26 protein-coding genes are annotated in these 24,055 nt (G+C 64.9%); 11 read left to right on the top strand and 15 right to left on the bottom strand.

The features are described from left to right. Genes ABIB99_RS04685 through fliL form a run of 3 tightly spaced genes read right to left on the bottom strand, consistent with a single transcriptional unit; the run spans window position 1 to window position 2,169 of the window. On the bottom strand, window positions 1-447 hold the full coding sequence (locus ABIB99_RS04685) for a DUF6468 domain-containing protein (protein WP_063982280.1): 447 nt from the start codon (window positions 445-447) through the stop codon (window positions 1-3). Then, complete coding sequence (gene fliM, locus ABIB99_RS04680; RefSeq protein WP_063982279.1) at window positions 444-1,646, bottom strand: flagellar motor switch protein FliM; 1,203 nt, start codon at window positions 1,644-1,646, stop codon at window positions 444-446. Before fliM ends, ABIB99_RS04685 begins: the two co-directional genes overlap by 4 nt. A gap of 19 nt (window positions 1,647-1,665) precedes the next feature. Then, a complete protein-coding gene (gene fliL, locus ABIB99_RS04675; protein WP_354174955.1) occupies window positions 1,666-2,169 on the bottom strand; it encodes a flagellar basal body-associated protein FliL in 504 nt (167 codons plus the stop codon). Window positions 2,170-2,550: 381 nt separating this feature from the next. Here fliL and flgF point away from each other — a divergent pair, with 381 nt between their 5' ends. Genes flgF through flgH form a run of 4 tightly spaced genes read left to right on the top strand, consistent with a single transcriptional unit; the run spans window position 2,551 to window position 6,037 of the window. Then, window positions 2,551-3,312 carry a flagellar basal-body rod protein FlgF gene (flgF, locus tag ABIB99_RS04670; protein ID WP_247309226.1) on the top strand — a complete coding sequence of 254 codons (762 nt, stop codon included), beginning with the start codon at window positions 2,551-2,553 and terminating at the stop codon, window positions 3,310-3,312. A 16-nt stretch (window positions 3,313-3,328) separates the two neighbouring features. After that, window positions 3,329-4,117, top strand: coding sequence for a flagellar basal-body rod protein FlgG (flgG, locus tag ABIB99_RS04665; RefSeq protein WP_014494004.1), 789 nt, complete (start codon window positions 3,329-3,331; stop codon window positions 4,115-4,117). Between the two features lie 9 nt (window positions 4,118-4,126). After that, window positions 4,127-5,269, top strand: a complete 1,143-nt coding sequence (gene flgA / locus ABIB99_RS04660) for a flagellar basal body P-ring formation chaperone FlgA (RefSeq protein WP_247309224.1) — start codon at window positions 4,127-4,129, stop codon at window positions 5,267-5,269. Window positions 5,270-5,272: 3 nt separating this feature from the next. Further along, window positions 5,273-6,037 carry a flagellar basal body L-ring protein FlgH gene (gene flgH, locus ABIB99_RS04655; RefSeq protein WP_063982276.1) on the top strand — a complete coding sequence of 255 codons (765 nt, stop codon included), beginning with the start codon at window positions 5,273-5,275 and terminating at the stop codon, window positions 6,035-6,037. 147 nt (window positions 6,038-6,184) lie between these two features. On the opposite strand, the gene ABIB99_RS04650 is transcribed toward flgH, so the two are convergent. Further along, window positions 6,185-6,964, bottom strand: coding sequence for a 2-keto-4-pentenoate hydratase (locus ABIB99_RS04650; RefSeq protein WP_247309222.1), 780 nt, complete (start codon window positions 6,962-6,964; stop codon window positions 6,185-6,187). Between the two features lie 97 nt (window positions 6,965-7,061). Further along, a complete protein-coding gene (locus tag ABIB99_RS04645; protein ID WP_247309220.1) occupies window positions 7,062-8,090 on the bottom strand; it encodes an SDR family oxidoreductase in 1,029 nt (342 codons plus the stop codon). A 93-nt stretch (window positions 8,091-8,183) separates the two neighbouring features. Between ABIB99_RS04645 and ABIB99_RS04640 the strand changes: the two genes are divergently transcribed. After that, on the top strand, window positions 8,184-8,582 hold the full coding sequence (locus ABIB99_RS04640; protein ID WP_354174954.1) for a winged helix-turn-helix transcriptional regulator: 399 nt from the start codon (window positions 8,184-8,186) through the stop codon (window positions 8,580-8,582). Window positions 8,583-8,879: 297 nt separating this feature from the next. Here the strand turns inward: ABIB99_RS04640 and dksA are convergent, their stop codons facing one another. Together dksA and ABIB99_RS04630 are read right to left on the bottom strand one after the other, a co-directional pair. Then, complete coding sequence (gene dksA / locus ABIB99_RS04635; RefSeq protein WP_008554760.1) at window positions 8,880-9,245, bottom strand: RNA polymerase-binding protein DksA; 366 nt, start codon at window positions 9,243-9,245, stop codon at window positions 8,880-8,882. Window positions 9,246-9,458: 213 nt separating this feature from the next. Further along, window positions 9,459-10,070 carry an NAD(P)-dependent oxidoreductase gene (locus tag ABIB99_RS04630; protein ID WP_247309218.1) on the bottom strand — a complete coding sequence of 204 codons (612 nt, stop codon included), beginning with the start codon at window positions 10,068-10,070 and terminating at the stop codon, window positions 9,459-9,461. 164 nt (window positions 10,071-10,234) lie between these two features. Between ABIB99_RS04630 and ABIB99_RS04625 the strand changes: the two genes are divergently transcribed. Further along, window positions 10,235-10,606 carry a winged helix-turn-helix transcriptional regulator gene (locus tag ABIB99_RS04625; RefSeq protein WP_028148515.1) on the top strand — a complete coding sequence of 124 codons (372 nt, stop codon included), beginning with the start codon at window positions 10,235-10,237 and terminating at the stop codon, window positions 10,604-10,606. Window positions 10,607-10,609: 3 nt separating this feature from the next. On the opposite strand, the gene ABIB99_RS04620 is transcribed toward ABIB99_RS04625, so the two are convergent. Then, entirely contained in the window at window positions 10,610-11,023 is a 414-nt protein-coding gene (locus tag ABIB99_RS04620; RefSeq protein ID WP_247309216.1) for a flagellar assembly protein FliX, read from the bottom strand. 270 nt (window positions 11,024-11,293) lie between these two features. Here ABIB99_RS04620 and ABIB99_RS04615 point away from each other — a divergent pair, with 270 nt between their 5' ends. The 4 genes from ABIB99_RS04615 to ABIB99_RS04600 all read left to right on the top strand — a co-directional run bounded on the left by ABIB99_RS04615 (window position 11,294) and on the right by ABIB99_RS04600 (window position 13,816). Next, window positions 11,294-12,418 (top strand): flagellar basal body P-ring protein FlgI, encoded by a 1,125-nt coding sequence (locus tag ABIB99_RS04615; protein WP_028148517.1) that lies wholly within the window; start codon window positions 11,294-11,296, stop codon window positions 12,416-12,418. Beyond that, window positions 12,418-12,786, top strand: a complete 369-nt coding sequence (flgJ, locus tag ABIB99_RS04610; protein WP_247309208.1) for a flagellar assembly peptidoglycan hydrolase FlgJ — start codon at window positions 12,418-12,420, stop codon at window positions 12,784-12,786. The genes ABIB99_RS04615 and flgJ overlap by 1 nt, the downstream gene beginning before the upstream one ends. Before the next feature lie 11 nt (window positions 12,787-12,797). Next, window positions 12,798-13,295 (top strand): hypothetical protein, encoded by a 498-nt coding sequence (locus ABIB99_RS04605; protein WP_247309207.1) that lies wholly within the window; start codon window positions 12,798-12,800, stop codon window positions 13,293-13,295. A 158-nt stretch (window positions 13,296-13,453) separates the two neighbouring features. Then, window positions 13,454-13,816 (top strand): hypothetical protein, encoded by a 363-nt coding sequence (locus tag ABIB99_RS04600; protein WP_028148520.1) that lies wholly within the window; start codon window positions 13,454-13,456, stop codon window positions 13,814-13,816. A gap of 53 nt (window positions 13,817-13,869) precedes the next feature. On the opposite strand, the gene flaF is transcribed toward ABIB99_RS04600, so the two are convergent. The 3 genes from flaF to ABIB99_RS04585 all read right to left on the bottom strand — a co-directional run bounded on the left by flaF (window position 13,870) and on the right by ABIB99_RS04585 (window position 17,984). Then, on the bottom strand, window positions 13,870-14,238 hold the full coding sequence (flaF, locus tag ABIB99_RS04595) for a flagellar biosynthesis regulator FlaF (protein ID WP_014493991.1): 369 nt from the start codon (window positions 14,236-14,238) through the stop codon (window positions 13,870-13,872). Window positions 14,239-14,528: 290 nt separating this feature from the next. Beyond that, a complete protein-coding gene (locus ABIB99_RS04590; RefSeq protein ID WP_071912196.1) occupies window positions 14,529-16,136 on the bottom strand; it encodes a flagellin N-terminal helical domain-containing protein in 1,608 nt (535 codons plus the stop codon). Window positions 16,137-16,379: 243 nt separating this feature from the next. Beyond that, complete coding sequence (locus tag ABIB99_RS04585) at window positions 16,380-17,984, bottom strand: DUF1522 domain-containing protein (protein WP_247309206.1); 1,605 nt, start codon at window positions 17,982-17,984, stop codon at window positions 16,380-16,382. A 323-nt stretch (window positions 17,985-18,307) separates the two neighbouring features. On the opposite strand from ABIB99_RS04585, the gene flbT reads away from it, so the two are divergent. Then, window positions 18,308-18,733, top strand: coding sequence for a flagellar biosynthesis repressor FlbT (flbT, locus tag ABIB99_RS04580; protein ID WP_063982266.1), 426 nt, complete (start codon window positions 18,308-18,310; stop codon window positions 18,731-18,733). Between the two features lie 79 nt (window positions 18,734-18,812). On the opposite strand, the gene ABIB99_RS04575 is transcribed toward flbT, so the two are convergent. From ABIB99_RS04575 to ABIB99_RS04560, 4 genes are read right to left on the bottom strand one after another with little or no spacing between them, the layout of a single operon-like run. Continuing rightward, a complete protein-coding gene (locus ABIB99_RS04575; protein ID WP_354174953.1) occupies window positions 18,813-20,312 on the bottom strand; it encodes a pyridoxal phosphate-dependent decarboxylase family protein in 1,500 nt (499 codons plus the stop codon). Continuing rightward, window positions 20,309-21,562, bottom strand: a complete 1,254-nt coding sequence (locus ABIB99_RS04570; protein ID WP_247309204.1) for an ATP-grasp domain-containing protein — start codon at window positions 21,560-21,562, stop codon at window positions 20,309-20,311. The genes ABIB99_RS04575 and ABIB99_RS04570 overlap by 4 nt, the downstream gene beginning before the upstream one ends. A 1-nt stretch (window position 21,563) precedes the next feature. Continuing rightward, the gene (locus ABIB99_RS04565; protein ID WP_354174952.1) at window positions 21,564-23,213 is read right to left on the bottom strand and encodes a hypothetical protein; all 1,650 of its coding nucleotides are present in this window, start codon (window positions 23,211-23,213) and stop codon (window positions 21,564-21,566) included. Further along, window positions 23,203-23,985, bottom strand: coding sequence for a methylenetetrahydrofolate reductase (locus tag ABIB99_RS04560; protein ID WP_247309202.1), 783 nt, complete (start codon window positions 23,983-23,985; stop codon window positions 23,203-23,205). The genes ABIB99_RS04565 and ABIB99_RS04560 overlap by 11 nt, the downstream gene beginning before the upstream one ends. Between the last annotated feature and the right edge of the window lie 70 nt (window positions 23,986-24,055).

Genomic DNA, 24,055 nt, shown 5'->3' with positions numbered 1-24,055 from the left:
TTATGCCGCAAGGCCGTTGGATCGTCGGCGCTCGGAGAAGGCTTCGGCCGCAGCCGCCACCGCCTTCGCCGATGAGGGCTTGGCCGCGGGCACCGCGGCCGCTTCCGGGCTCGCCGCAGGGCGCGCGGCGATCGCAATCTTGGACAGGCGCCGCACCACGTTGTCGGCTTCGCCGAGCTGCTTGTAGAGCTGGTCCGACATCTGCGTCGCCGCCGCCAGCTGGCTGCCGAGGTTCTCGTTGACGTCGCGCACGGCGAGCTTCAGCCCGCCGATCGCGCGCTCGGCGATCTCGGTGGCGGTGATCAGCTCGCCGATGACCGCCTTCAGCGAATGCTCGTCCGCCTTCAGCCGCGTCAGCCGCTTGTTGAGCATGACACAGTAAACGATGGTCAGCATCAGCAGGATAGCCACCAGCGTCTCGATCGCCATTCCCAGGGAGTGGTTCATGGGGCCTCCATCATCTTGTTCTGCTCGTCCACCTTCTCGAACATCGCAAGTGTCGTACTTGGCTTGCGCAGGGGTTTCGTCACCCGTATCGCGACGCGGTCGCCGACCCGGCCCATCCGCCCCTCGGTCAGAGTGACGTCGCCGCAACGCACGGTCACGTTGGCATCCGCGCGCATGTCGAGCGGCAGGGTGTCGCCGACCTTGAGCCGCATCAGCTGCTTGAGCGGGATTTCGGCCTCGTAGAGCACGGCATCGACCGCGATCTCGGCCTGGTTGATCTCGGTGGCGAAATGGCCCTCCCAGATCGTGTCGCGGCCGAATTTTTCGCCCATGAACATCTGGAGCAGGACGCCCCGGATCGGCTCGATGGTCGCGTAAGGCAGCAGCAGCTCGATATTACCGCCGCGATCTTCCATGTCGATGCGCAGGCGCACCAGGATCGCGGCGTTGGCGGGACGGCTGATCGCGGCGAAGCGCGGATTGGTCTCGAGCCGGTCGATCGTGAAGGTCACCGGCGACAGCGGCCGGAACGCCTGCTCGGCGTCGACCAGTACCACCTCGACCAGCCGCTTGACCAGCTCGGTCTCGATCGTGGTGTAGGGCCGGCCCTCGATGCGGAGCTGGCTGGCGCCGCGGCGACCGCCGAGCAGCACGTCGATCATCGAATAGATCAGGCTGGAATCGACCACCGCCATGCCGAAGTTTTCCCACTCCTCGGCCTTGAACACCGAGAGAACGGCCGGCAGCGGGATCGAGTTCATGTAGTCGCCGAAGCGCACCGAGGTGATGCGGTCGAGCGAGACCTCGACGTTGTCGGAGGTGAAATTGCGCAAGGAGGTCGTCAGCAGCCGCACCAGGCGGTCGAAGACGATTTCGAGCATCGGCAGACGCTCGTAGGAGACCATCGCTGAATCGATGATCGCGCGAATGCCGGAATGGTCGTCGAGCGTGACGTCGCCGACCGCGAAGCCGAGAAGATTGTCGATCTCCTCCTGCGACAGCACCCGCTCGCCGGAATTCTTGCCGGCGCCGAGATCGCGGCTGCCGTCCTCGACCATGGCCGCCCATTGCAGGGCCATGGTCTCGGATAGTTCGTTTGCGGCAGCAGCCTTCGCGGCCTCCGCGGGATCCTCGGAATCAAGCGAGGCCTCCCATTGGGCGGCAATTGCATCCTGGTCTGGTTGGTCGGTGCCTGCCATGATCCCTAGCCCGTCATGCTCACTGGATCACGACTTCCTTGAACAGCACCGCGCTGACCTGGATCGGGGAAACCGCCGCATTGACGCGCTTGGTCAGCTCTTCCTTGAGGCGGAAGACGCCGGCGGAGCCGTTGAGGTCGGAGGAGCGCAGCTCGCGCACATAGGTCTGGAAGATGTCGGTGATGCGCGGCATCGTCGGCTTGATCGCCTCGATCTGCTTCTCTTCCTTCAGCTCCAGCACGACCTTGAGCTTGAGATATTGCACGCGCTCGCCGGGCGCGCCGGCGAGGTTGACCATGATGTCGGGCACGTCGACGAAGGCCGGCGGCTTCGGCGGCGGCGCCGCCTCGGCGTGATGCTCGTCGTCGCCATGACGGAAGAAGAAGAAGAACCAGGTCGCGGCACCGCCACCGAGGACGGCGAGCAGACCGACGGCCATGATGATGAGCTTGAGCTTGTTCTTCGGCGGAGCGGCTTCCGCGCCTTCGGCGGCTGCGCCGCCTTCCGCTTCATTGTCTGCCATGGTCGATAGGCTCGCTCATCTCATAAAGGGTCGAAAGAGCGAAGCCTCCTGGCAGACAGTGACGCGATACAAATGCCCCAGCGCAGTGCGCTCCTCTTACACGCAAACGCTACGGTAATAATGGTTAACGGAATCTTTCGATTGGGCCTCCACTAGGAAAAATCTGCCGGGCAAACATGGCTAACAGAACCTTTCTGCCGCCTTCCCGCACCCCTCAAAAATCGACAAAACATTGAAATTACATATTTTTTCGAGTTGGCACGGCTTTCGCTGAGAGAGGACCGAGGCCGGAGGGTTTGGGAGAACCCGGCGGTCTTGTTCACGGGTCGGCCAAGGCGCTTGGGAGAGCGAGGTGGCGGGCTCACTCAGGGGAGATTTCCGATGCAGAACGCGCTTCTGATCGGCTTGTCACGGCAGATGACGTTGGAACGGCAGATGGATGTCATCGCCAACAACGTCGCCAATGCCAACACCAACGGCTTCAAGGCCGACCATTCGCTGTTCGAGGAATTTCTCAACTCGAACGCGCGTGAGGACAATTTCATCGCGTCCGACCGCCGGGTCTCCTATGTGCAGGACCGCGGCACCTTCCGCGACGTCGGCCAGGGGCCGATGGAGCCGACCAACAACCCGCTCGACATGGCGATCGACGGCAACGCGTTCTTCGCGGTGCAGGCCAATGGCGGCGAACGCTACACCCGCGACGGCAAATTCTCGCTCAACAGCACCGGCCAGCTCGTCACCTCCGACGGCAACCTCGTGCTCGGCACTGGCGGCCCGATCACCTTCCAGCCCACCGACCACGACATCAATGTCGCACCCGACGGCACCGTCACGGTACTCGAGGGCACCGCCAAGACCGACTCGATCCGCGGCAAGATCCGCATGGCTGCGTTCGACGATGCGGCGAAGCTGACCAAGCTCGGCGCCAACCTCTACGACGTCGGCTCCGCGACCCCGCAGGCCATCACCAAGTCGACCGTGCGCCAGGGCTACGTCGAGAAGTCCAACGTGAACTCGGTCGGCGAGATGAGCCGCATGGTCGAGGTCATGCGCAGCTACACCGCCATCGCCAACCTGCTTCAGCAGCAGAGCGACCTCCACAAATCGGCGATCGAGAAGCTCGCCGACGTTCCGGCCTGATTAGGGGATCACTGACATGCAAGCGCTCCACACCGCTGCGACCGGAATGGCGGCCCAGGAACTCAACGTCCAGGTCATCTCCAACAACATCGCCAACCTGCGCACCACCGGTTTCAAGAAGCAGACGGCGGCGTTCCAGGACCTGATCTACGAGCACGTCCGCCGCGTCGGCGCGCAGGCCTCGGACCAGGGCACCATCGTGCCTGTCGGCGTCGACATCGGCGGCGGCGTCAAGACCGTCGGCACGCCGCGCAGCATGACGCAGGGCACGCTGTCGCAGACCGGCAACGATCTCGACCTCGCGATCTCGGGCGAAGGCTTCTTCAAGATCCTGATGCCCGACGGCACCTTCCAGTACACCCGCGACGGCACCTTCCAGATGGACAACCAGGGCCGCGTCGTCACCGCGCAGGGCAACCCGGTGCAGCCGACCATCACCATCCCGAACAACGCCTCCGGCCTCGCCGTCAACGAGCAGGGCCAGGTCTCGGTGACGCTGCCGGGTTCGTCGACGTCGGCCGTTCAGGGCCAGATCGGCGTGACCCGCTTCATCAACAAGGCGGGCCTCCAGCCCGTCGGCAACAATCAGTTCGTCGAGACGCCCTCTTCCGGCCCGCCGCAGGACGGCACCGCGAACTCCGAAGGCTACGGCAAGGTCACGCAGGGCAGCCTGGAGCAGGCCAATGTCGACGTCGTCTCGGAGATGAGCGACCTGATCGCCGCGCAGCGCGCCTACGAGATGAACGCCAAGGTCATCAGCGCCGCCGACCAGATGATGCAATCGACCACGGCGTTGTTCCGCTGAGGTATGACGATGATCCGCACCACCCTCGCCACGATCTCCGCTCTCCTGCTGCTGGCGCTGCCGGCGCAGGCCGCCGACGATTTCATCGCAGCGCCGACGCTGCGCGCGAGCGTCACCGTGACCTCGGACGTGGTGCGGGTCGGCGACCTCATCGACAATGCCGGCTCGGCCGCGCTGATCCCGGTCTACCGCTCGCCCGATCTCGGCACCACCGGCGCGCTGCCGGTCGCGCATGTGCTGTCGGTGCTGCGCGCAAAACAGGTCATCGGCGTGATGACCGGCGACATCAAGGAAGTCCAGGTCACCCGCCTCGCCCGCACGCTCGCCAACAAGGACCTCGAAACCGCGGTGGCCTCGGCGCTCGAGCGCCGCTTCGGCCTTGGGGAAGCCGCCAACATCGCCGTCACGTTCGACCGCGGCGTCGCCGACATGCGGCTCGACGCCTCCAACAGCGGTGCGCTCCAGCCAGTCGCAACCCGCTATGACGCCCGCAACGGCCGTTTCGACATCGCCTTCGAGATCAACAACGACAACAATCCGACGCCGACCAAGCTGCGCTTCACCGGCACCGCGATCGAGACGGTGGAAGTGGCCGTGCTGACGCGCGACATCGACCGCGCCGATCTCCTGAAGTCCTCCGACATCGCGCTGGAGCGCCGGCCCAAGGCCGAAATCACCGGCGAGCCCGCCTCGCGCGATCGCACGCTCGGCATGCAGCTGCGCCGGCCGATGCGGGCGGGCATGCCGATCCGCGTCGCCGACATCGTCAAGCCCGACTTCGTGTCGCGCGACCAGAGCGTCACCGTCATCTACCAGGTCCCCGGGATCTACCTCACCACGCGCGGCAAGGCGCTCGAAAGCGGCGCCGAGGGCGACACCGTCAGCGTGCTCAATCTCCAGACCAAGCGCACGCTGGCAGGCATTGTCACCGGTCGCGGCCAGGTGACGATCCAGGGCGCGAGCCAGTCCGCGCCGATGGCGCCCGCGGTCGAGCAGACCTCCTCGCTCAAGCGCGACGAAACGCCTACCCCCGCGGCCGCTGCTGCTGCGCTCGCACAGAGCCTGATCCAGGCCCCCGCGTCTCCGGCTCAGATCGCCCAAGCCCATATTCCGCAAGTTCGCGTCCCGCAAGCTCCAGCCAAGTCAGAGTAAGTCATGTCCAGGTTCAGTTCGGCTTCCCGCCTTCGTCGCGTCGCGATCTCTGGTCTGCTGCTGGCAGTTTGCGCGCTGGCGAGCGGCTGCTCCTCGATCGACCGCCTGTCGCAGATCGGCGAGCAACCGAAATTGTCGGCGATCGACAATCCGACGACGCAGCCCGGCTACAAGCCGGTGCAGATGCCGATGCCGAAGCCGGAAGTCGCCTCCTACAATCCGAACTCATTGTGGCGCAACGGCAGCCGCGCCTTCTTCAAGGACCAGCGCGCGACCCATGTCGGCGACCTCCTGACCGTGACCGTGAACATCACCGACAAGGCCAACATCGCCAACGAGACCCAGCGCAGCCGAACCGCCAAGGAGGATTCGGGGATTACCGATTTCATCGGCAGCAAGACGGTCACGCAGCCGCTCAAGATCCTGCCCGGCCGCCTTCTCACCACCGACTCGACATCCTCCGCCGACGGCAAGGGCTCGGTCAATCGCACGGAGGCCTTGCAGACCAACGTCGCCGCGGTCGTGACCCAGGTGCTGCCGAACGGCAACCTCGTCGTCGAAGGCAAGCAGGAGATCCGCGTCAACTACGAGATCCGCGAGCTCATCGTCGCCGGCATCGTCCGCCCCGAAGACATCCAGAGCGACAACACCATCGATTCCAGCAAGATCGCACAGGCCCGCATCGCCTATGGCGGCCGCGGCCAGATCACGGACGTGCAGCAGCCGCGCTACGGTCAGCAGGTCATGGACGTGCTGTTGCCCTTCTAAGCCTCTCCCGAGCTCCCACATCGTGTTCGCGAACCTAGGCGCGAACGACGATGTACTACGCGGCCCTCGCTAGCTCCCCTGGCGAGGGCCGCATGTATTTTGTAAAGCCGATTGGTACGACTGACGGCGGGGATTGCCGTAGCAGCCTCAAGTAAACTCCGCCTCGACCGTCCCCAGCCCGTCCAGCTCCATCCGCACCTTGTCGCCGGCCTTCAGCCACAGCGTTTTCACCAGGCTGCCCGTCAGCACGAGTTGCCCCGCGTGCAGACCCTTGCCTTCGGCGGCGAGGTGGTTGGCGAGCCAGGCGAGTGCGTTGTGGGGATGGCCGAGCACGTCGGCGCCGGTGCCGTGGCTGACCTCTTCGCCATTGACGATGGCGCGGCCCTTGACCGCCTTCAGATCCGGCACCGACGAGCGCGGCACCGCCTCACCCAGCACGCAGCCGGCGGCGAAGAAATCGTCGGCGATCAACGTCGGCGCACCCATCGACTCCCACTTCACATAGCGGTCGTCGACGATCTCGATCGCGGGATGATAGAACTCAACGGCCTCGCCGACCCATTCGGCCGTGAACGGCGCCTCGCCGGCGGCGAGGTCGCGCTTCAATCGCACCGCGATCTCGCACTCGACGCCGACACGGACATAGTCGGCAGCCGCGAGCTTGGCCCCGCTCTCGTACACGCCCTTCTGGAACACGCTGCCGCCGCAGGGATGCGGGATGCCGATATAGTCCTGCATCACCTGACTGGTGCAGCCGATCTTGTAGCCGACCAGCGGCCCGACATGCGGCAACAGGAGATCGTGCAGCGCGCGCTGGACCTGATAGCCCTCGGCTTCGTCAGCCGGCGGATGGTCCAGGGCTGCGAGCGGCGCACGGTTACGGCGCGCGAGTGCAATCGCCTTTGCGGCTTTGAGAATCTTGTCCATTGGCGCCGGCTCCCACGCTACGCAATTGAGGTCGGCACTTCAGCATCCCCGCCGCGGCGTGACAAGCGCGGGCCAAGGGACGGCCCACGGGGCGCCCTCAGCGCTTCACGAGGCCGAGCCGGATCAGGCTTTCGGCCGTCGCGAGGATCGCCTCGTCGTTGGAACGGGCCTGCCAGCCAAGCAGCGACCTCGCCTTGGCGCTGGTGGAATGCCGAACCCTCCCAAGCATCGGCACGACCGCGCGCAGCAGCGGAATCCGGTTCGCGGCCAGCCGCACCAGCCAGTCCGGGGCCTGGAGCCGCGGAACCCGGCGCGCCCTGGGTCCGAGTTCCCGCCGCAGCACCCTGGCGATATCGAGGATCGACATCGTCTCGCCGGAGACCGCGATGAAGCGCTCGCCCCTGGCCTCCGGCGCCGTCATCGCGCGCAGGTGCAAATCGGCCACGTCGCGCACGTCGACCACGCCGAAATAGACCCGCGGCACCGCCGGCATGGCGCCGTCGAGCAGCGATTTGACGATCTCGATCGAGCCGGAGAAGTCCGGCCCCAGTACGGGGCCAAAAATGCCGGCGGGATTGACGACGGACAATTCGAGCCCGCCGCCCTCGCGCGCAATGAAATCCCAGGCCGCCCGCTCGGCCAGCATCTTGGATTTGATGTAGGGCTGCACGTCGGCGCCGTCGAGATTGGTCCAGTCGGTCTCGTCGAACGGCCTGTCGCGCGCCGGATGGCCATAGCCGATCGCGCCCAGCGACGAGGTCACGACGGCCCGCCTGACGCCGGCCTCGCGTGCGGCACGCAGCACCCGCAGCGTGCCGTCGCGGGCCGGGATGATCATCTCGTTCTCGTCCTTGGGAACACTGGTCGACAATGGCGAGGCGACATGGAGCACGTAATCGCAGCCGGCGACGGCCTCGCGCCAGCCGTCGTCCGCGGTGAGATCGGCGGTGAAAAAGGACAGGCTTTCGGGCGACGCAGCCCCGCCCTCGCGCAACATCGCCAGCACGTCGGCCTGCCGGTCCGGGCGGCGCACCGTGGTCCGCACCTGATGGCCGGCGGCCAGAAGCTGCAGGACAACATGGATGCCGACGAAGCCGGACCCGCCGGTGACCAGAACAATGCTCATTGCCGAATTCCCCTCCTTGCGCAGGCGGGCGAATTGGTTCCGCCACCCTGCTCAAGGCCGCATCTGGTCACTATCTCCCGGGGAACAAGTAGAATGGATTTCGAGACCGGTATGGAAAACCTGACCATCGTTTGCGACGGCGACTGCGATTGCAACCCCGACCCTGCCCTGCTCGCCGACTTCAAGCGGGCCATTCATGCGCTTGGCGGCAAGTGGAAGCTGGAGATCCTGTTCGCGCTGATAAACGGCGCCGTTCGCTTCGGTGCGTTGCGGCGAGCGATCGGCGGCATCACCCAGCACATGCTGACCACGCAGCTGCGCGAGCTTGAGCAGGACGGCCTGGTGTCGCGAACCGTCTTCGCGGAGAAACCGTTGAGGGTCGAGTACGAGTTGACGGATGCGGCCTACGGCCTGTTGCCGGCGTTTAAGGAAATATTGAGCTGGTCCAGGCTTTATGGCGATGCGCGCCTTGTGGCGTCGCAGCAAGCCTGATTGCAGCCAAGCCTGATTGCAGCGATGTGTGAAGCTGCCGGATCGTTGCCTCAGCATTCGAGTCGATCTCGTTGATGCGACTCGCAAAACCTCCCGCACCTGAAGTGAAGGCTGTTTCTCATCGGAACTTACGTGAGCTCGGAGGAAGTGACTCCAGCCCATTGATCGTGATTCACTTTTCACGATCGCGCCTGCGCTGATGCGCGTCACGGCAAGCGGCAGACAAAATGCTGATCACGGCGCTCAAGCAGCACCGTGCGTCCAAAAACAAAGAGCCGCATCGCTGCGGCTCGGACTCTATTCGTCGCGGTAGACCTTCTCGCGTTTCTCGTGGCGCTCCTGCGCTTCCACCGAGAGCGTCGCGATGGGCCGGGCTTCGAGCCGCTTCAGAGAGATCGGCTCGCCGGTGTCCTCGCAATAGCCGTAGGTGTTGTCCTCGATACGCTGGAGCGCGGCGTCGATCTTGGCGATCAACTTGCGCTGGCGGTCGCGGGCGCGGAGTTCGATGGCGCGGTCGGTTTCGGACGATGCCCGATCGGCGAGATCGGGGTGGTTCACGTTCTCCTCCTGCAGAGCCTGCAGCGTGAGCTTGGACTCTTTGAGGATCTCATCCTTCCAGGCGAGGAGCTTCAAACGGAAGTACTCCTTCTGCCGGTCGTTCATGAAAGGCTCTTTTTCGGTCGGTCGGTAGTTTTTCAACTTTTCCAAGGGCGGCCTATCTGTCTAAGCAACGACTCGCAACGGAACGGGGTCCGTTAAGCCGGGCTTATATAGCGGCCTCCTGTGACAGACAATATTTCCCTGATCGTTCGGTTAGCGCCCCCAAGCCCTTGCACAGGAAGGTTTATCCTGGAGAACCCGGGGGCGGCCGAAGGCCTAGTAACCGACCGTGAAACGCTGCCTCGGATGGGCCGGTCGCTCGATCTCGTCGGCGAGCGCAATGGCGTAGTCGGCGAAGCTGATCCAGCTTTTCCCGTTCGCATCTGCGAGAAGCTGATCGGTCCCGAGCCGGAACTTGCCGGTTCGCTCGCCCTCGATGAAGAGGGCCGACGGCGAGATGAAGGTCCAGTTCAGGTCCTTTTCCTGTCGCAGCAGGTCAAGGAAAGCCCCGCCCGCCTCCGCTTCGGCCTTGTATTGGGCTGGAAAACCGGGGGTTGTAACCAGTTTGACGCCGGGAGCGACTTCCAGGCTGCCGGCACCGCCGACAACGAGGTAGCGACCAACGCCGGACGCCTTCGCCGCGCCGATCAGCTTGAGCGGGTCGCTGGCCAGGAAGTGCACGGAACTCACGGCGACGTCGTGCCCGGCCCACAGCCTGGCAAGGCCGGCCTGGTCGAGCACGTCGCCCTTGGTGGACGTGACGTTCGGCAGGGTCGCGATCTTCTCGGGGTTCCGGGCGATCGCCGTGACCGCATGGCCGCGGCGCGACAGTTCCTTGGTGATCTCCGACCCGGCCCGGCCCGAGGCGCCGGCGACTGCGATTTTCATGGAAGGCTCCTTTGCTTCTTTTGGTAACTAACAGTTACTAGATATCGCAAAGGATGCTGGTGTTAAGAGAGCACTTTGTGCTTACCTGATTACGCAAGAGTAACCGGGACCCGTCACGGGCGCGCGAGCCGGCAAGGGGCCAAACGGATCGTGAGGAGTTGACGATGAAGCCAGACGTCTATGCAGCGAACTGCCCCACGCGCCAGATCCTCGACCGCGTCGGCGACAAATGGGCGGTGCTGATCCTGCTGCTGCTGCGCGAGGAGCCGATGCGCTTCAATCAGTTGCGCCGAACGATTGAAGGCATTTCGCAGAAGATGTTGAGCCAGGTTCTCAAGTCGCTCGAGCGCGACGGCCTGATCAAGCGTCACGCCATCGCAACCGTACCGGTGACGGTGGAGTATTCGATCACGCAGCTCGGGGTGACGCTCGCGGCCGCCGTCGATCCCCTGCGCGATTGGGCCGAGCAGAATCTGAAGGACGTGCTCGCCGCCCAGCGCCGCTACGACGCGCAGCAGAAGGATGAAGCGGCGTAGGCGCTACGCCTGCCCGGCCTTTGCCAGTTCGACCTCGACGCGCAGCTCGATTTCGGAGAGCAAGGAATCGAGGCGGGGATCGCCCGAGGACGATTTCAGGTTCGCCGCGGCATCGCGCAGCCGCATCACGGTCGAGGCGTCGAGATTGCCGGACAGTAGTCCCATCTTGAGATCGTCGAGCACGTCGAGCGCGGTCCTGCCGCGGGCGACCGAGCGCTTGCGGCGCTCGACCGGATCTTCCTCGATGCCCTGCAGCGCGAGCAGCCCGTCGATGTTCGCGGCGGCCTTCGGTGCGGCAGCGCCCCGCGTCTCCTGAGCCGACGAGGTGTCGGGCAGCACGAAGGTGCCGGAGCTCGTCCGCCTGGCCTGGCTGGCCGGCGTACCAAGCGTGGTGCCGTTCGGTCCGTAGATGCGCATCGCAGGAATCCGGGTGATCGATGCCGTTACCTTCGCCGTCTTATGGTTAACGGCGCGTAAACGGCCCGGCAAAATCTGCCGAGAGGCGGCAGTTTCGCTCCTCAGGGAGAACGCTCCCTGACACCGGTGGAAACAGGTTTATTCAACCTATTCAATCGCGTAACCCCGCTGCCCCGCGTTGGCACAGCACTCGCAAGGAAAGCGTCGGACCAGCTCGTCATGGGAGTGTCGAGGATGGTCCGAGATGTGAGGAGCCTCGGGGAGCAGAGGATGCCAGGCGTTCGTTGGGTGAGGATTGTTGGGGTGGCCTGCGCCGCGCTGTCAGCGCTGGCGCTCTCGGTCACGTCCGCAAGCGCGACGTCGCGCATCAAGGACCTCGCCAATATCGAGGGCGTGCGGCAGAACCAGCTCATCGGCTACGGCCTCGTCGTCGGCCTCAACGGCACCGGCGATACGCTCAACAACATCCCATTCACCAAGCAGTCGCTGCAAGCGATGCTCGAGCGCATGGGCGTCAACATCCGCGGCGCCACCATCCGCACCGGCAACGTCGCCGCCGTGATGGTCACGGGCAATCTGCCGGCCTTCGCCACCCAGGGCACGCGCATGGACGTCACCGTCTCCGCGCTGGGCGACGCCAAGGATCTGCGCGGCGGCACCCTGCTGGTCACGCCCCTGCTCGGCGCCGACGGCAATGTCTACGCGGTCGGACAGGGCTCGCTCGCGATCTCCGGCTTCCAGGCCGAAGGCGAAGCCGCGAAAATCGTGCGCGGCGTTCCGACCGTCGGCCGCATCGCCAACGGCGCCATCATCGAGCGCGAGATCGAGTTCGCGCTCAATCGGCTACCGAACGTGCGGCTTGCGCTGCGAAACGCCGACTTCACCACCGCCAAGCGGATCGCGGCCGCGATCAACGACTATCTCGGCGTCAAGACCGCGGAGCCGATCGATCCCTCGACGGTGCAGCTTTCGATCCCGCCGGAGTTCAAGGGCAACGTCGTCGCCTTCCTCACCGAGATCGAGCAGCTCCAGGTCGATCCTGATCTCGCCGCCAAGATCGTCATCGACGAACGCAGCGGCATCATCGTGATGGGCCGCGACGTTCGCGTCGCCACCGTCGCGGTGGCGCAAGGCAACCTCACCGTTACCATCTCCGAGAGCCCGCAGGTCAGCCAGCCCAACCCGCTGTCACGCGGGCGCACGGTGGTCACGCCGCGCACCGGCGTTAGCGTCGTCGAGGACGGCAAGAAGTTCGCCGTCGTCAAGGACGGCGTCTCGCTTCAGCAGCTCGTCGACGGCCTCAACGGCCTCGGCATCGGCCCGCGCGACCTCATCAGCATCCTCCAGGCGATCAAGGCCGCCGGCGCGATCGAAGCCGACATCGAGGTGATGTGATGCAGACCAGCATGATCAATACCCCGCACGTCGTCACCTCCCCGGCCTTCTCGGTGGAAAGCCGCAACGGCCGGCCCGACTTCGAGCTCGCCGCCGCGTTGCAGAAGGTCTCGCCGCAGCAGCAGTCGAAGGCGCAGAAGACCGCCACCGATTTCGAGGCGATGTTCCTCAACAGCATGTTCTCGCAGATGACCTCGGGCCTGAAGGGCGAAGGCCCGTTCGGCGACACCCCGGGCACCGGCGTGTGGCGTTCGATGCTGACCGAGCAATATTCCAAGAACTTCGCCAAGGCCGGCGGTGTCGGCGTCGCCACAGAAGTCTACCGCACCCTCATCATGCAGCAGGCGAAAACGATCCGCACGGCATAAGGTCAACCGAGATGAACCACTTCAACGCCTCACGTCAGCCGGCGCAAGCGCAGCGCCCCAACACCGCCCCCGGCAACACCGAGGCGCGCAAGGTCGCCGAGCAGCTGATGGATGCGATGAACGCCCTGCTCGGACTGGTCGAGCGCGAGACCGAGCTCGTTCGCGCCGGCCAGGTCCGCGAAGCGATGACGCTCGAGAGCAAGAAGCAGGAGCTGTCGCGAAACTATGTCAGCGCCGTCAGCGAATTGAAGACGAACCAGGCCCAGCTCGCGAAATCCGCGCCCGAGCTGCTCTCGACGCTGCATCGGCACCACGATGCGTTCCGCGCGATGCTCCAGGTCAATCTCACCGTGCTCGCGACCGCACACGCCGTCTCCGAGAGCGTGGTGCGCGGCGTCAACGCCGAGATCCAGAAGCGCAACGTGCCGAATACCTACACGGCGGCGGGACGCCGCGCGGCTCCGGGCCCACGCCACATCACCCCGCTCGCGGTCAGCCGCTCGCTCTGAGCGCGCGCAAAACTCCCTGCAATTTTACGAAAAACCGCGCGGCGATATCGTCGCGCGGTTAGGCACGTTTGCTTACCCGGTCTTCAATCCTGGTGTTCCATGGTTGCGTATTGAGAGGGGTTGGGATTTGACTCAGACAAGGCAACCAGGAGGCTGCCATGAGTACAGATTTCAGCATCAGGCCGGTGGGGATACCGGCCCCCGTGCAGATCATAACGACGTCCAATGCGGCGGCGAACGAGGCCGTGCAAACTGATTTGCCGGTGAGCCAGACGGTCGCCGCGAGCGATACGAGCGCGGCTGCGCGCAATGATTTGCAGAGCACCAACGACAGCGTTTCACGCCAGGTCGTTTTCAACCAGCCCGCCGCGTCCTTCGTGTTCCAGGTCGTGAACGAAAGGACCGATGCGGTTGTCGATCAGTTTCCGGATGAAGCGATGCTGCGGCGGCGCGCCTATTTCCACGCACTGGACATGAAGTCCGAGCCCCCGCGTCCACTCAGCACCGATCGCAGCGCCTGACGTTCACGCCGCGGGTCGCGACGGCCGTATCGAGGTCGTTCGAATCGGTCGCGTTACGACCGTCCCGAAAGACCGGCGGCGATGTTGCGATTGATCTCGATCAGCGGGCGGAAGTGATCGAGCTGCGGGCTCATCAGCAGCGCTGCAGTCTGGCTCAGCACGAACACGCTGATGTTGGCGATCCTCTGCCGAACGTCGAGCGGCTGCGGATTGGTGTCGCGCATCGCCTCGCTCAGGAAGATGGTCCAGAGCTTGCGGTTGAACATCAACGCCTGCGTCGTCTGCTCGTTGAAGGGATCGGCGCTGTTGATGGCGTCCTGCAGCTTGTTGGCGGCCTTCAGGAGCGTCTGCGCCTCGATATCGCGAGGAGACGCAGTGGTCGTGGCTACACGCGCGTAGGCCGAAGCAGCAGAACTCGACATCGATCACCCTGGAGGTTTCCTCGCCCGTTGTACAGGCTTAAGGATTTCTTTCCCGACCCTAGGCAGCACCGCTTAAGATTTGCTTACGTGAGAGTGCGGACGATCTCCGGACAATTACGGGTCGCGGCATCCACCTTCGCCTCAAGGCTAAATCCGAGTGCGCGCACTGTAAACGATTGCATCCATCATGCGCTGATCTGAGCTAATCGACAGTTAGCGATCTCGCTCAAAACAACGGCGAAGCCTAGGCTTCGCCGTTGAATGATTCATCGTGTACGTCAGCGTCGCGCTTAGCGGAGGAGCTGAAGCACGCTCTGCTGCGACTGGTTGGCGAGCGACAGCGCGGAGACTGCGATCGACTGACGCGTCGAGAGCGCCTGGCTGTTGGCCGCTTCCTCGTTGGTGTCCGCAAGCGTCAGGCTCGACGAGCCGGTCTGCAGCACGTTGATCAGGTTCTTGCTGAAGTCCTGACGGATCTGCACGATCGAGAGGTTCGAACCGAGCGTCGACGCCTCGGCACGCAGCGTGGTGCTTGCCGAGTTGAGCGAAGTCAGAATGGCGTTCGCCGATTTCGAGTCCAGGAAATCAACGCCCGAGGTCAAGGGAGCAAGGTTGAGGCCGGCGTCGTTGAAGGTGACGCCCTGAATGTTCAGCGTCGAACGCCCGGTTTCGTTGAACACGAGCTTGAGCGTATCGCCGTTCAGCAGATTCACGCCGTTGTAGGAAGAGTCCTGCGCCGTGGTGTTGATTTGCGCGAGCACGTTGTTGTACTGCCCGACCAGATTGGCGCGCGTGGCTTGCGAATCCGGGTCGACGGTGGGCGCCTGCGCGATCAGGCCATAGAAGGGCTGGCCGCTCGCCGCGGCCGTGCCGCCGATTGCGCCGATCGTCGAGGACGCCGAGTCGTTGGAGGTCACGATGTTGAGATGACCGGTCGTGTCGATCGTCGCCTGCAGGTTGTTCGCCGCCAGCGCCGCGTTGAGCTGATTGAGCGTGGAAACCTGCCCGACGCCGGCACCGAAGGTGATGCTGGTGGCGGTGCCGCCGCCGGTCGGACCGATCGTCAACGTCTTGCCGCTGAGCGGGGGCGGAACGCGGGCGGTGGTGCCGGCAGTGAGGCCGAGCGCCGTGAGCACGTTGCCCGAGCCGGAGATCGCCAGATCCTGGCTCGTGCCGGTGCTGAGCACGAGCTTGCCGCCGGAAACTGTCGAGGCCGTGCCCGTACCCGTGATGCCGTCGATCGCGCTCAGTACCGACTGCACCGTGAGTGTGCTGCCCGCACCGATGCCGATCGTGACGTTGCCGAACGAGTCGGTGGTCGAGGTGGTTTGCGCGGTCGAGAAGGTGATCGTCTTGCCGTCGACAGTCAGGACCGAACCGTTGGTGATGGTCGTACCGAGATCGTCCGAACCTGCACCGGCGGTACCGACCAGCTTGGTCGCGCCCGTGATCGGCGCCGCGCCGCTCGTATCGTCATTGTTGACGACGGTGCCGGTGACCGTGTTGTTGGTGTATGCCGTGCCCAGCAGGTTGTTGGCGGTCGCACCGGGGACCGCGGCCGACGTCACGTTGGATTTGGGCGAGTACCCCGTCGGGCTCTGCAGTACCTGGCTGGCGATCGATTTGGCGCTGTCGACCAGCTTTTGCAGCGAGGTGATGCCGGTGTTGGCGGCCTGCAGCACCTGCACGCCGTTGCTGATGCCATCCAGGAGATTGCTGATGTCGCTGGCGCGATTGTCGAGCCCCTGTGCGGTGAAGAAGTTGGTGGGGTTATCAAGCGCCGTGTTCACCTTCTTGCCGGTCGAAAGGCGTCCTTGCGTGGTAGCGAGCAGGTCGGCTGTCGACTGCAGCGACAACAGGTTCTGGCGGACTGATGCCGAGAGAACGATGTTGGACATTGGCAGATCTTCCTCTTGGAGCGCGACGCGTACGGATCGGAGCCCGCCGGTCTGGCAAATGGGCTTTTGTCTAGTTCTAGACGCACTCCTTTAAATTAAGGTTAATGGCGGCTTAAGCCACAGGGTTAACAAGGTATTAACCGGTCAGGGTTCCCTGAAACCCGGCTTACGCCGCATCACGCGCAAAAAACGGCGGGGCAAAAGCCCCGCCGTAATGCCTTGTTTGACGATTTTCGCCGCGTATCAGCGCAGGAGCTGCAACACGCTCTGCTGCGACTGGTTGGCCAGCGACAGCGCCGAGACCGCGATCGACTGGCGGGTCGACAGCGCCTGGCTGTTGGCCGCTTCCTCGTTGGTGTCGGCCAGCGTCAGGTTGGACGAACCGGTCTGCAGGACGTTGATCAGGTTCTTGTTGAAGTCCTGGCGGATCTGCACGACCGACAGGTTCGAACCCAGCGTCGATGCTTCCGAACGCAGCGTGCTGCTGGCGGCATTGAGCGTGGTCAGGACCTTGTTGGCCGAGGCGTTGTCCAGGAAGTCGGTGCCCGAGGCGAGGGTCGAGATGTTGAGACCCGCGGTGTTGAAGGTCACACCGGTGATGCTCAGCGTCGACTTGCCGGTTTCGTTGAACGTCAGCTTCAGCGTGTCGCCGTTGAGCAGGTTGACGCCGTTGAAGGAGGCATCCTGCGCGGTCGTGTTGATCTGCGCGAGCACGTTGTTGTACTGCGCAACCAGGCCAGCACGCTGGGTCTGCGAGGTCGGATCGGCAACCGGAGCCCCGATGGCAACGCTGTGGAACGGACCGGTGGCGGTAAAGGCCGAGCCGCCGAGCGTGCCGATCGTCGAGGAGGCCGCGTCGTTCGTCGTCGTGATGGAGATCACGCCGGTCGAGTCGATCGAGGCCTGCAGGTTGTTGGCCGCCAGCGCCGAATTGAGCCCGTTCAGCGTGTTGACCTGGCCAGCGCCGGTGCCGAAGGTGATGCTGCTCGCGGTGCCGCCACCGGTGGCGGCGATCGTCAGCGTCTGGCCCGAGATGGCGGGCGGGACGCGGGCGGTCGTGCCGGCGGTGAGACCGAGCGCGGCGAGCACGTTGCCCGAACCCGCGATCGTGAGATCCGAGGTCGTGCCGGTGCTCAGCGTGAGCTTACCAGCCGCGACGGTCGAGGCGGTGCCGGTGCCGGTGATGCCGTCGATCGCGCTCAGCACGCTCTGCACCGTCAAGGTGCTGCCCGTGCCAATGCCGATGGTGACGTTGCCGGCGGTGTCGGTGGTCGAAGTGGTCTGCGCGGTCGAGAACGTGATGTTCTTGCCGTTGACCGTCAGGACCGAGCCGTTGGTGATGGCCGTAGCAAGGTCGTCGGACGTCGCGCCCGCGGTGCCAACCAGCTGGGTGGAAGCGGTGATGTTGACCGCAGTGCCGGTGTTGTCGTTCAGCACGGCGGTGCCGGCGACGGTGCTGTTGGTATAAGCGGTACCCAGCAGGTTGCTGGCGGTCGCGCCGGTGATGGCGGTCGAGGTCACGGTCGACTTGGTGGAGTAGCCCGTCGGGCTCTGCAGCACCTGGTTGGCGATCGACTTGGCGCTGTCCACCAGCTTCTGCAGCGAGGTGATGCCGGTGTTGGCTGCCTGGAGAACCTGAACGCCGTTGCCGATGCCATCGAGCAGATTGCCGATGTCGCTGGCGCGGTTATCAAGGCCCTGGGCGGTGAAGAAGTTGGTGGGATTATCCAGAGCCGAGTTCACCTTGCGGCCAGTCGACAGACGGGACTGGGTGGTGGCGAGGAGGTCAGCGGTGGACTGGAGGGAGAGCAGGTTCTGACGAACCGAAGCGGAGAGAACGACGGACATACTGTTACCTTTCTGGTAGCTACGCGTCCTATCTGACCATAATTGATCAGACGACCGCCGGACCGTGCGTCCAAGCCTCTAACAATCCGTGAAATGAAACCCGCACTTTTTTCGCCGCGACGCCGGAAGCCCCCTTCGAGGCCGCGGCCGACGGCAGGACATGCCGCTATCGGCCTTGAAATTGTTGCATTTTCCGTCCCCGACGCCGTCGTTTACGACCTGTTAACCATGTTGCGCAAGGATCGGCTCCAAATCACGAACGACCGCCCTCATCGCACGAACGCCGCGACGGATCGTTGTAAAAGGGTTGATGGAGAACAGGCATGGCTCTCAAGGTTGAGCTCAAACCGCATGAACGCATCATCGTCGGCAATTCGGTGATCACCAACACCGACCAGCGCGCCCGCCTCCTGATCGACGGCGAGAACGTGCCGATCCTGCGCGAGCGCGACATCCTCACGCCGGAGACCGCCGACACGCCGGCCAAGCTCGTCTATCTCGCGGTCCAGCTCATGTACATCTCGCCGGATCCGCAGAGCCAGCACGGCACCTACTTCAACCTGGTGCGCGACATCGTCACCGCGGTGCCGAGCGCCTGGCCGATCATCGAAAGCATCAACAACAACATCATGAGCGGCGATCTCTACCGGGCGCTGAAGGATGCCCGCAAGCTGATCGCCTATGAAGAGAAGCTGCGGGACCAGTACCAAGCGACGCATCCCAAGGGCGACGTCAGCTCGGCCGCCTGATCGGCACGCATCAGCCTGCCCAAACGACAACGGCCCCGGATCATCTCCGGGGCCGTTGTCGTTTGGGCTGCATGCTTGGTCACTGCGCCGCCAGCGGCGGCGCCTCGACCTCAATCAGACCACCGCCGGTCCGCCGCGCGCCGAACTCCAGCACCGCGGCCACAAGCGCGTCGATGTCCGTCTCGTCGGTACGGTGATTGACGATGGCAGCGCGGATCGCGAACCTGCCGTCCAGCGTCGTGCTCGAGGGCGCCGCAACGCCGGACTCCTGGACATCGGCGACGATCTCGCGATTGACCGCATCGTCGGCGCGGTAGCGGAAGCAGACGATGTTGAGGTTCACCGGTGCCAGCAATTCCAGCCGCGGCTCGGCCAGCACGCGCGTCTCCAGATACTTCGCCAGCGCGCAGCTTCGCGCGATCACCGCACCCAGCCGGTCGGTGCCGAACGTCTTCAGCGTGAACCAGGTCTTCAGCGCGCGGAAGCCGCGCGACAGGTCGGGGCCGAGATCGCAGGGCCAGACTGCACCCGCCGCAAGGCCCCTCGCCTCGCGGCGCAGATAGGCCGCGGGCTGCGCAAAGGCCCGCCGGTGCTGCTCGCCGTCGCGCACCAGCAGGAAGCCGGCGTCGTAGGGCACCTGCCCCCATTTATGGAAGTCGAGCGCAATGGAATCGGCGAGCTCGATGCCGCCTAGCATGGGCGCGAGCTCGGGCGAGAAGATCGCGAGCGCCCCGAAGGCGCCATCGACGTGAAACCAGATTCCTTCCTCGCGGCACAGCGCAGCGATGGCCTTGAGGTCGTCGATCGCGCCGATATCGACCGTGCCGGCGGAAGCGACGACGAGAAACGGCTTGAAGCCGACCTCGCGGTCGACAGCGATCTGCGCGCGTAGCGCGGCGACGTCGATGCGATGATCGGCATCGACATCGATCTTGCGCAGCGCATCGGTGCCGAGCCCGGCGATGTCCATCGCCCTGGAGACACAGCCATGCGCGGCCCGCGACGTGTAGGCCGTGAGCAGCGCGCCGTCATTGCCGATGCCGTGCTGCCGCGCCAGCGTCCCGAGCGCAGCGGTGCGCGCCACCAGCACCGCCATCAAATTGGCCATCGACGTGCCCGTGACGAAGATGCCGCTCGCAGTCTCCGGGAAATCAAACAGGCGCCGCATCCACGCGACGATCTGGCGCTCGACTTCGATCGGCATGTGATCGCGCCCGCCGAGATTGGCATTGAGGCCAGCTGCGAGCATCTCCGCGAGCATGCCGACCGCGGTGCCGCCGCCATGCACCCAGCCCATGAACCCGGGATGGACATTGCCGGTCGCATATGGTGCGACATGCTCGGCGAATTCGCGATAGACATCGGCAAGGCCGCTCGCCTCGCGCGGCACGTCGGCCTTCAATGCCGCGCGGATGCCGTCGGGAATCGGCTGCCACACCGGCCGCGCGCGAACATTGGCGATGCCGTCGATCGTCTCGTCCAGCATGCGATGGGCGAGCGTGCGAAATTCGCTCCAGTCCTGCGGATCGAGCGAAGCCTGCGCGACGGAGCTTTGCGCGTTGCGGATGATCTCGTTCATGCTGCGCTCGCCTTGCCCTCTCCTGCGTGCCGCGACAGCATCGCCGTGAACGCGGCAAAGATCTTGAGCATCTGCGGCGGCTTGTACGGAAACACGACCGGCGGATCCATGTTGTGCACGACGGCGGTGTTGTCGGCTTCGAAGACCAGCAGCTCGCGGTTCTGGTTCTCGGCGCAATCGACGATGAAATAATCGAGGCCGACGCGCCGGCTCATCTCGTCGAGCGCGGCCTTGTGGCGCGCGGCGAAGGCGTGGTCGAAGTCCAGCATGAAGACGGCCTCTTCAGCCCGCTTCTCCTCGCTGAACGCCATGTAGGCGTTGAGATACCAGATGTCCCAGCGATCGGCGATCGCCATGTGGCAGGCGTAGGGCTTGCCGTCGACCATGGCGAGACGATATTTGCGATAGAGCCCGTCGGGGCTCGCATAATCGACGAAGCGCGCGACGAAGAAATCCTGCTCCTCGCGCTCGGAGAGATAGGCCGCGAGTGCCGGCGCATCGTCGAGCTTCGCGAGCCCGACACCGGCATGCGTGCCGCGCGGCCGCGCGATCATCGGAAAGCGTAATTCGCCGGCGATGTCCTCGCAAGCGACCCGGCCCTGCGCGAGATCCGTCAATTGCGCGCGCGTCGCGTGGATGGTTGATGGAATCTCGAGACCAGCGATGCCCGCCAGCAGCCGATACAGCTTGTCGCGATCGAGGTTGCCGATGAGATCGGGGCGATTGAGCAGCGGACGCGGCCAGTGCGGCGCAGCCTTTTCGATCAGGGCGAGCGTTTCCCGGCATTCCTCGGAATCGGATGCAACCACGATGGCAACGTCGTGATCGGGCAACGTTTCAGGCAAGCCGACATCCTTGGTCACATAGAGTGTCAGCAGCTCGAAATCGGAGCCTTCGAGCAGGAATTCGATCGGCGTGTTGCCGCCCATGTCGATGTCGGCCGCAAGGGCGAGCACGCGCAAGCCGGGCTTCGGAGCCGCAGCGGGCGTGCGAAACAATTGATGGAAGGTCAGCACCTCCGACTGGATCGCCAGCCCCGCCGCCTTGTCGCCGAGTAGCTGGACGATCAGCGATAGGTCAAGGCCTTCGCCCGCGTGCGCTGCTCCTTCCGTGATCCGCGTGACGAGCTGATCGCGCAGTGGCTGCAGATCGACACCTTCGAACGCCTGGCGCGTCAGCTGCGCAAAGCCGATGCGGTCGGCATAGTTCGGCACGGTCACGCCGATCGGCGCGGAAACTGGATGCTGCATCTCATACCTCGAAGGCGGACTTTTCCGGCGCGGTTGCGGCTGCGCCGCGGTCAAGCAGCAGCTCAATCTTCACCAGGACATGAGCGATGCGATCAAGCAGGTGCTGCACATTGCGTCGTGCCTGCGCCATATCCGGCGACCAGGCCTCGGTCACGAGCCGGGCGCCGACGCAGAGGCGCAGCACGGCTTGCGGCGCATCGTCCTGCCGCTCCAGCCGGACCGGCTGGCCGATCAGGCTACGCTGGACGGCGATCTGCCGGTCCGCCGCGCTGCCGCTGATCTCCACGTTCATGTCACGCCGCAGCGCCCGGTGGACGGCGCCGGTCTCGGCAATCGAGACCGGCTTGCCGTCGCGCAGCAGCATGAACGGAAAGATCGTGGCGTGCGCGAACTCCTCGTCGTCCCCGGCAGTCTTCTCGGTCGCCGTTGGAACGGGTTGAAGCGACGGCGACAGCGCAATCATGCCGTCGATGCCGGCGGCAAGCTCGGCCAGCGCCCTGACGCGGAAAGCTCCGGGCACGGCGTAGTAGCTGCCGATCTCCGCGAGCGCCGCCTCCCAGCGCAGCCATTGTCCGAAATTCGGCCGGCGCTCGAAGCGTGAGCGCAGCGCCGTCCAGGCCATCGGCCAATCGCAGCGGCCGGCATAGTCGAAGAAGCCCGGCGCAATCCCCTCAATCCGGTCGAGCGACCGCGAAAACCCTTTCGGCACCAGCAGCGCGCCGCTGAAGGCAGGGCCGCCGAAGAATTTCGAGCCGGTGATCAGCACCATATAGCCGCGGTCGAGATAGGTGCGCAGCCGGCGGCGGCCGAGCCGCGCCTGACAGGCGTCGACGACGACCTGAACCTTGCGCGGCCAGCGCCGCGCGATCTCGTCGAGACAGGCCACGCTCGGCGCGTGCCAGCCGAGCTTCGAGGAATCCATGATCTGAAGCAGCACGGGCGCACCTTGCGCGATCGTCGCTTCGATCGCACCCAGCACCGCGGCATCGGTGTCGGCGCGCATCGCGATCCCGGGCCCGGCCCGAAGCAGCGGCAACGTCACGCTGGCGCCGGCGAGTCCGGCAACCGCGCCGTCCTTGCGCACGGCAAGGCCGCTCGCCGTCATGGAGCTGAAATGGTGACCGCGCGCGGTATGGGCCGTGCCGCTACCGGTCTGGTCGGCACCGACCACGATCGTCACTGGCGGGGCGCCGAGCACCGCACGCGCCAGGAACAGGGCGTGGAGCTGAGAATCCGTCCCGGACGGCGAGAACACGACGTCGACGCGCGGCGAGAGCTGGAGATGGCCGCGCAACTCCTCGCGCATGTCCTCGCAGCGCGCATCGAAGGCGATCTCGACCTCGTCGAACAGGCACCTGTGCATCAGCTCTTCGCGCGCCAGCGCGGCGCGGTCATAGGCGAGTTGCGAGATCGTCGATGCCGTCGAGGAGGCGAAATTCCAGATCTCCGGTTCCGGCGAGGCTGCGCAGCCATAGGCGTTGACGCGATCCTCTGCGTCGAGCGCCAGCCGCGGATCTCCGCCGGAGACGAGCAGCGTGTCCAATGGCGTGAAGAGATCGCGCAGGCGGTAGCGCGAGCCGCCGTCGAATGTGCGCTCGGGGACTGACAGACCGGATGCGCCGGCGCTCATCCCGGAAGGCTCACGCCGCATCGGCAGCTGCCGCGGGCGCGGCTGCGAATTGCGAGGCGATGTCGCCGTGGAACACCGACGGCCCGACGTGATCCAGCGAGCTCTCGATGTCGGCCCAGATCTCGCCGCCGATGTCGGTCCAGCGCTTGCAGAAGGCGAAGTCCTCGGAAAGATAAGTTCCCGTCGCCGGATCGATCATGCATTCGAACAGCGCGAAGCGGTTCTGGCTCGCCGCCAGCGTGTCGTGCGAATGCTCACGGAAGAATTGCAGGCCGGCATAGTTGGGATGGCGGCACATCGCCTCCAGCACGTGGCGGCGGATCATCAGGAAGCCGGTGCCGGCGTAGCGCACGCGGGTAAAACCGTTGACCACCACGATGCGGTCGGGATCCTCGATCTCGAGCACATAATCGAGCGCGGCCGCCGGCACATCCGTGCGGCCGGACTCGATCGCCCGCCTCGCCTTGTCCCAATTGACCCGCTTGATCGGATAACAGCCGGCGACGACATCCGCGCCGCATTCGATCAGCCGGAACACCTGCTCGGGCTTGAAGCCGATATCGGCGTCGATGAACAGGAAATGGGTCGCTTTTGGATCGTCGAGGAACATCGCGGCCAGATTGGCGCGCGCGCGCGTGATCAGCGCATCGCCGTCGCGCAAGAGCACCTTGAGCTCGAGATTGGACATGCCGTGCACGGCGCGCTGGAGCGCGAAGATCGAGCTCGCATAAATGCTCGAGACCTGCCCGCCGAAGCACGGCGTGGCCACCACCAGCTGCATCTTGTCCGACATCGACGGCCCCCGCCCCGCTCAACTCCTCACCAAAAGGTAAAGAGGCATGGTTAACGGCGTCTTAATGCGC

Source organism: Bradyrhizobium sp. LA6.1 (genome assembly GCF_040547805.1).
GTDB lineage: Bacteria > Pseudomonadota > Alphaproteobacteria > Rhizobiales > Xanthobacteraceae > Bradyrhizobium > Bradyrhizobium barranii.
Note: the sequence above shows the minus strand (reverse complement) of the source record. Positions and strands in the feature narration are given on the sequence as shown.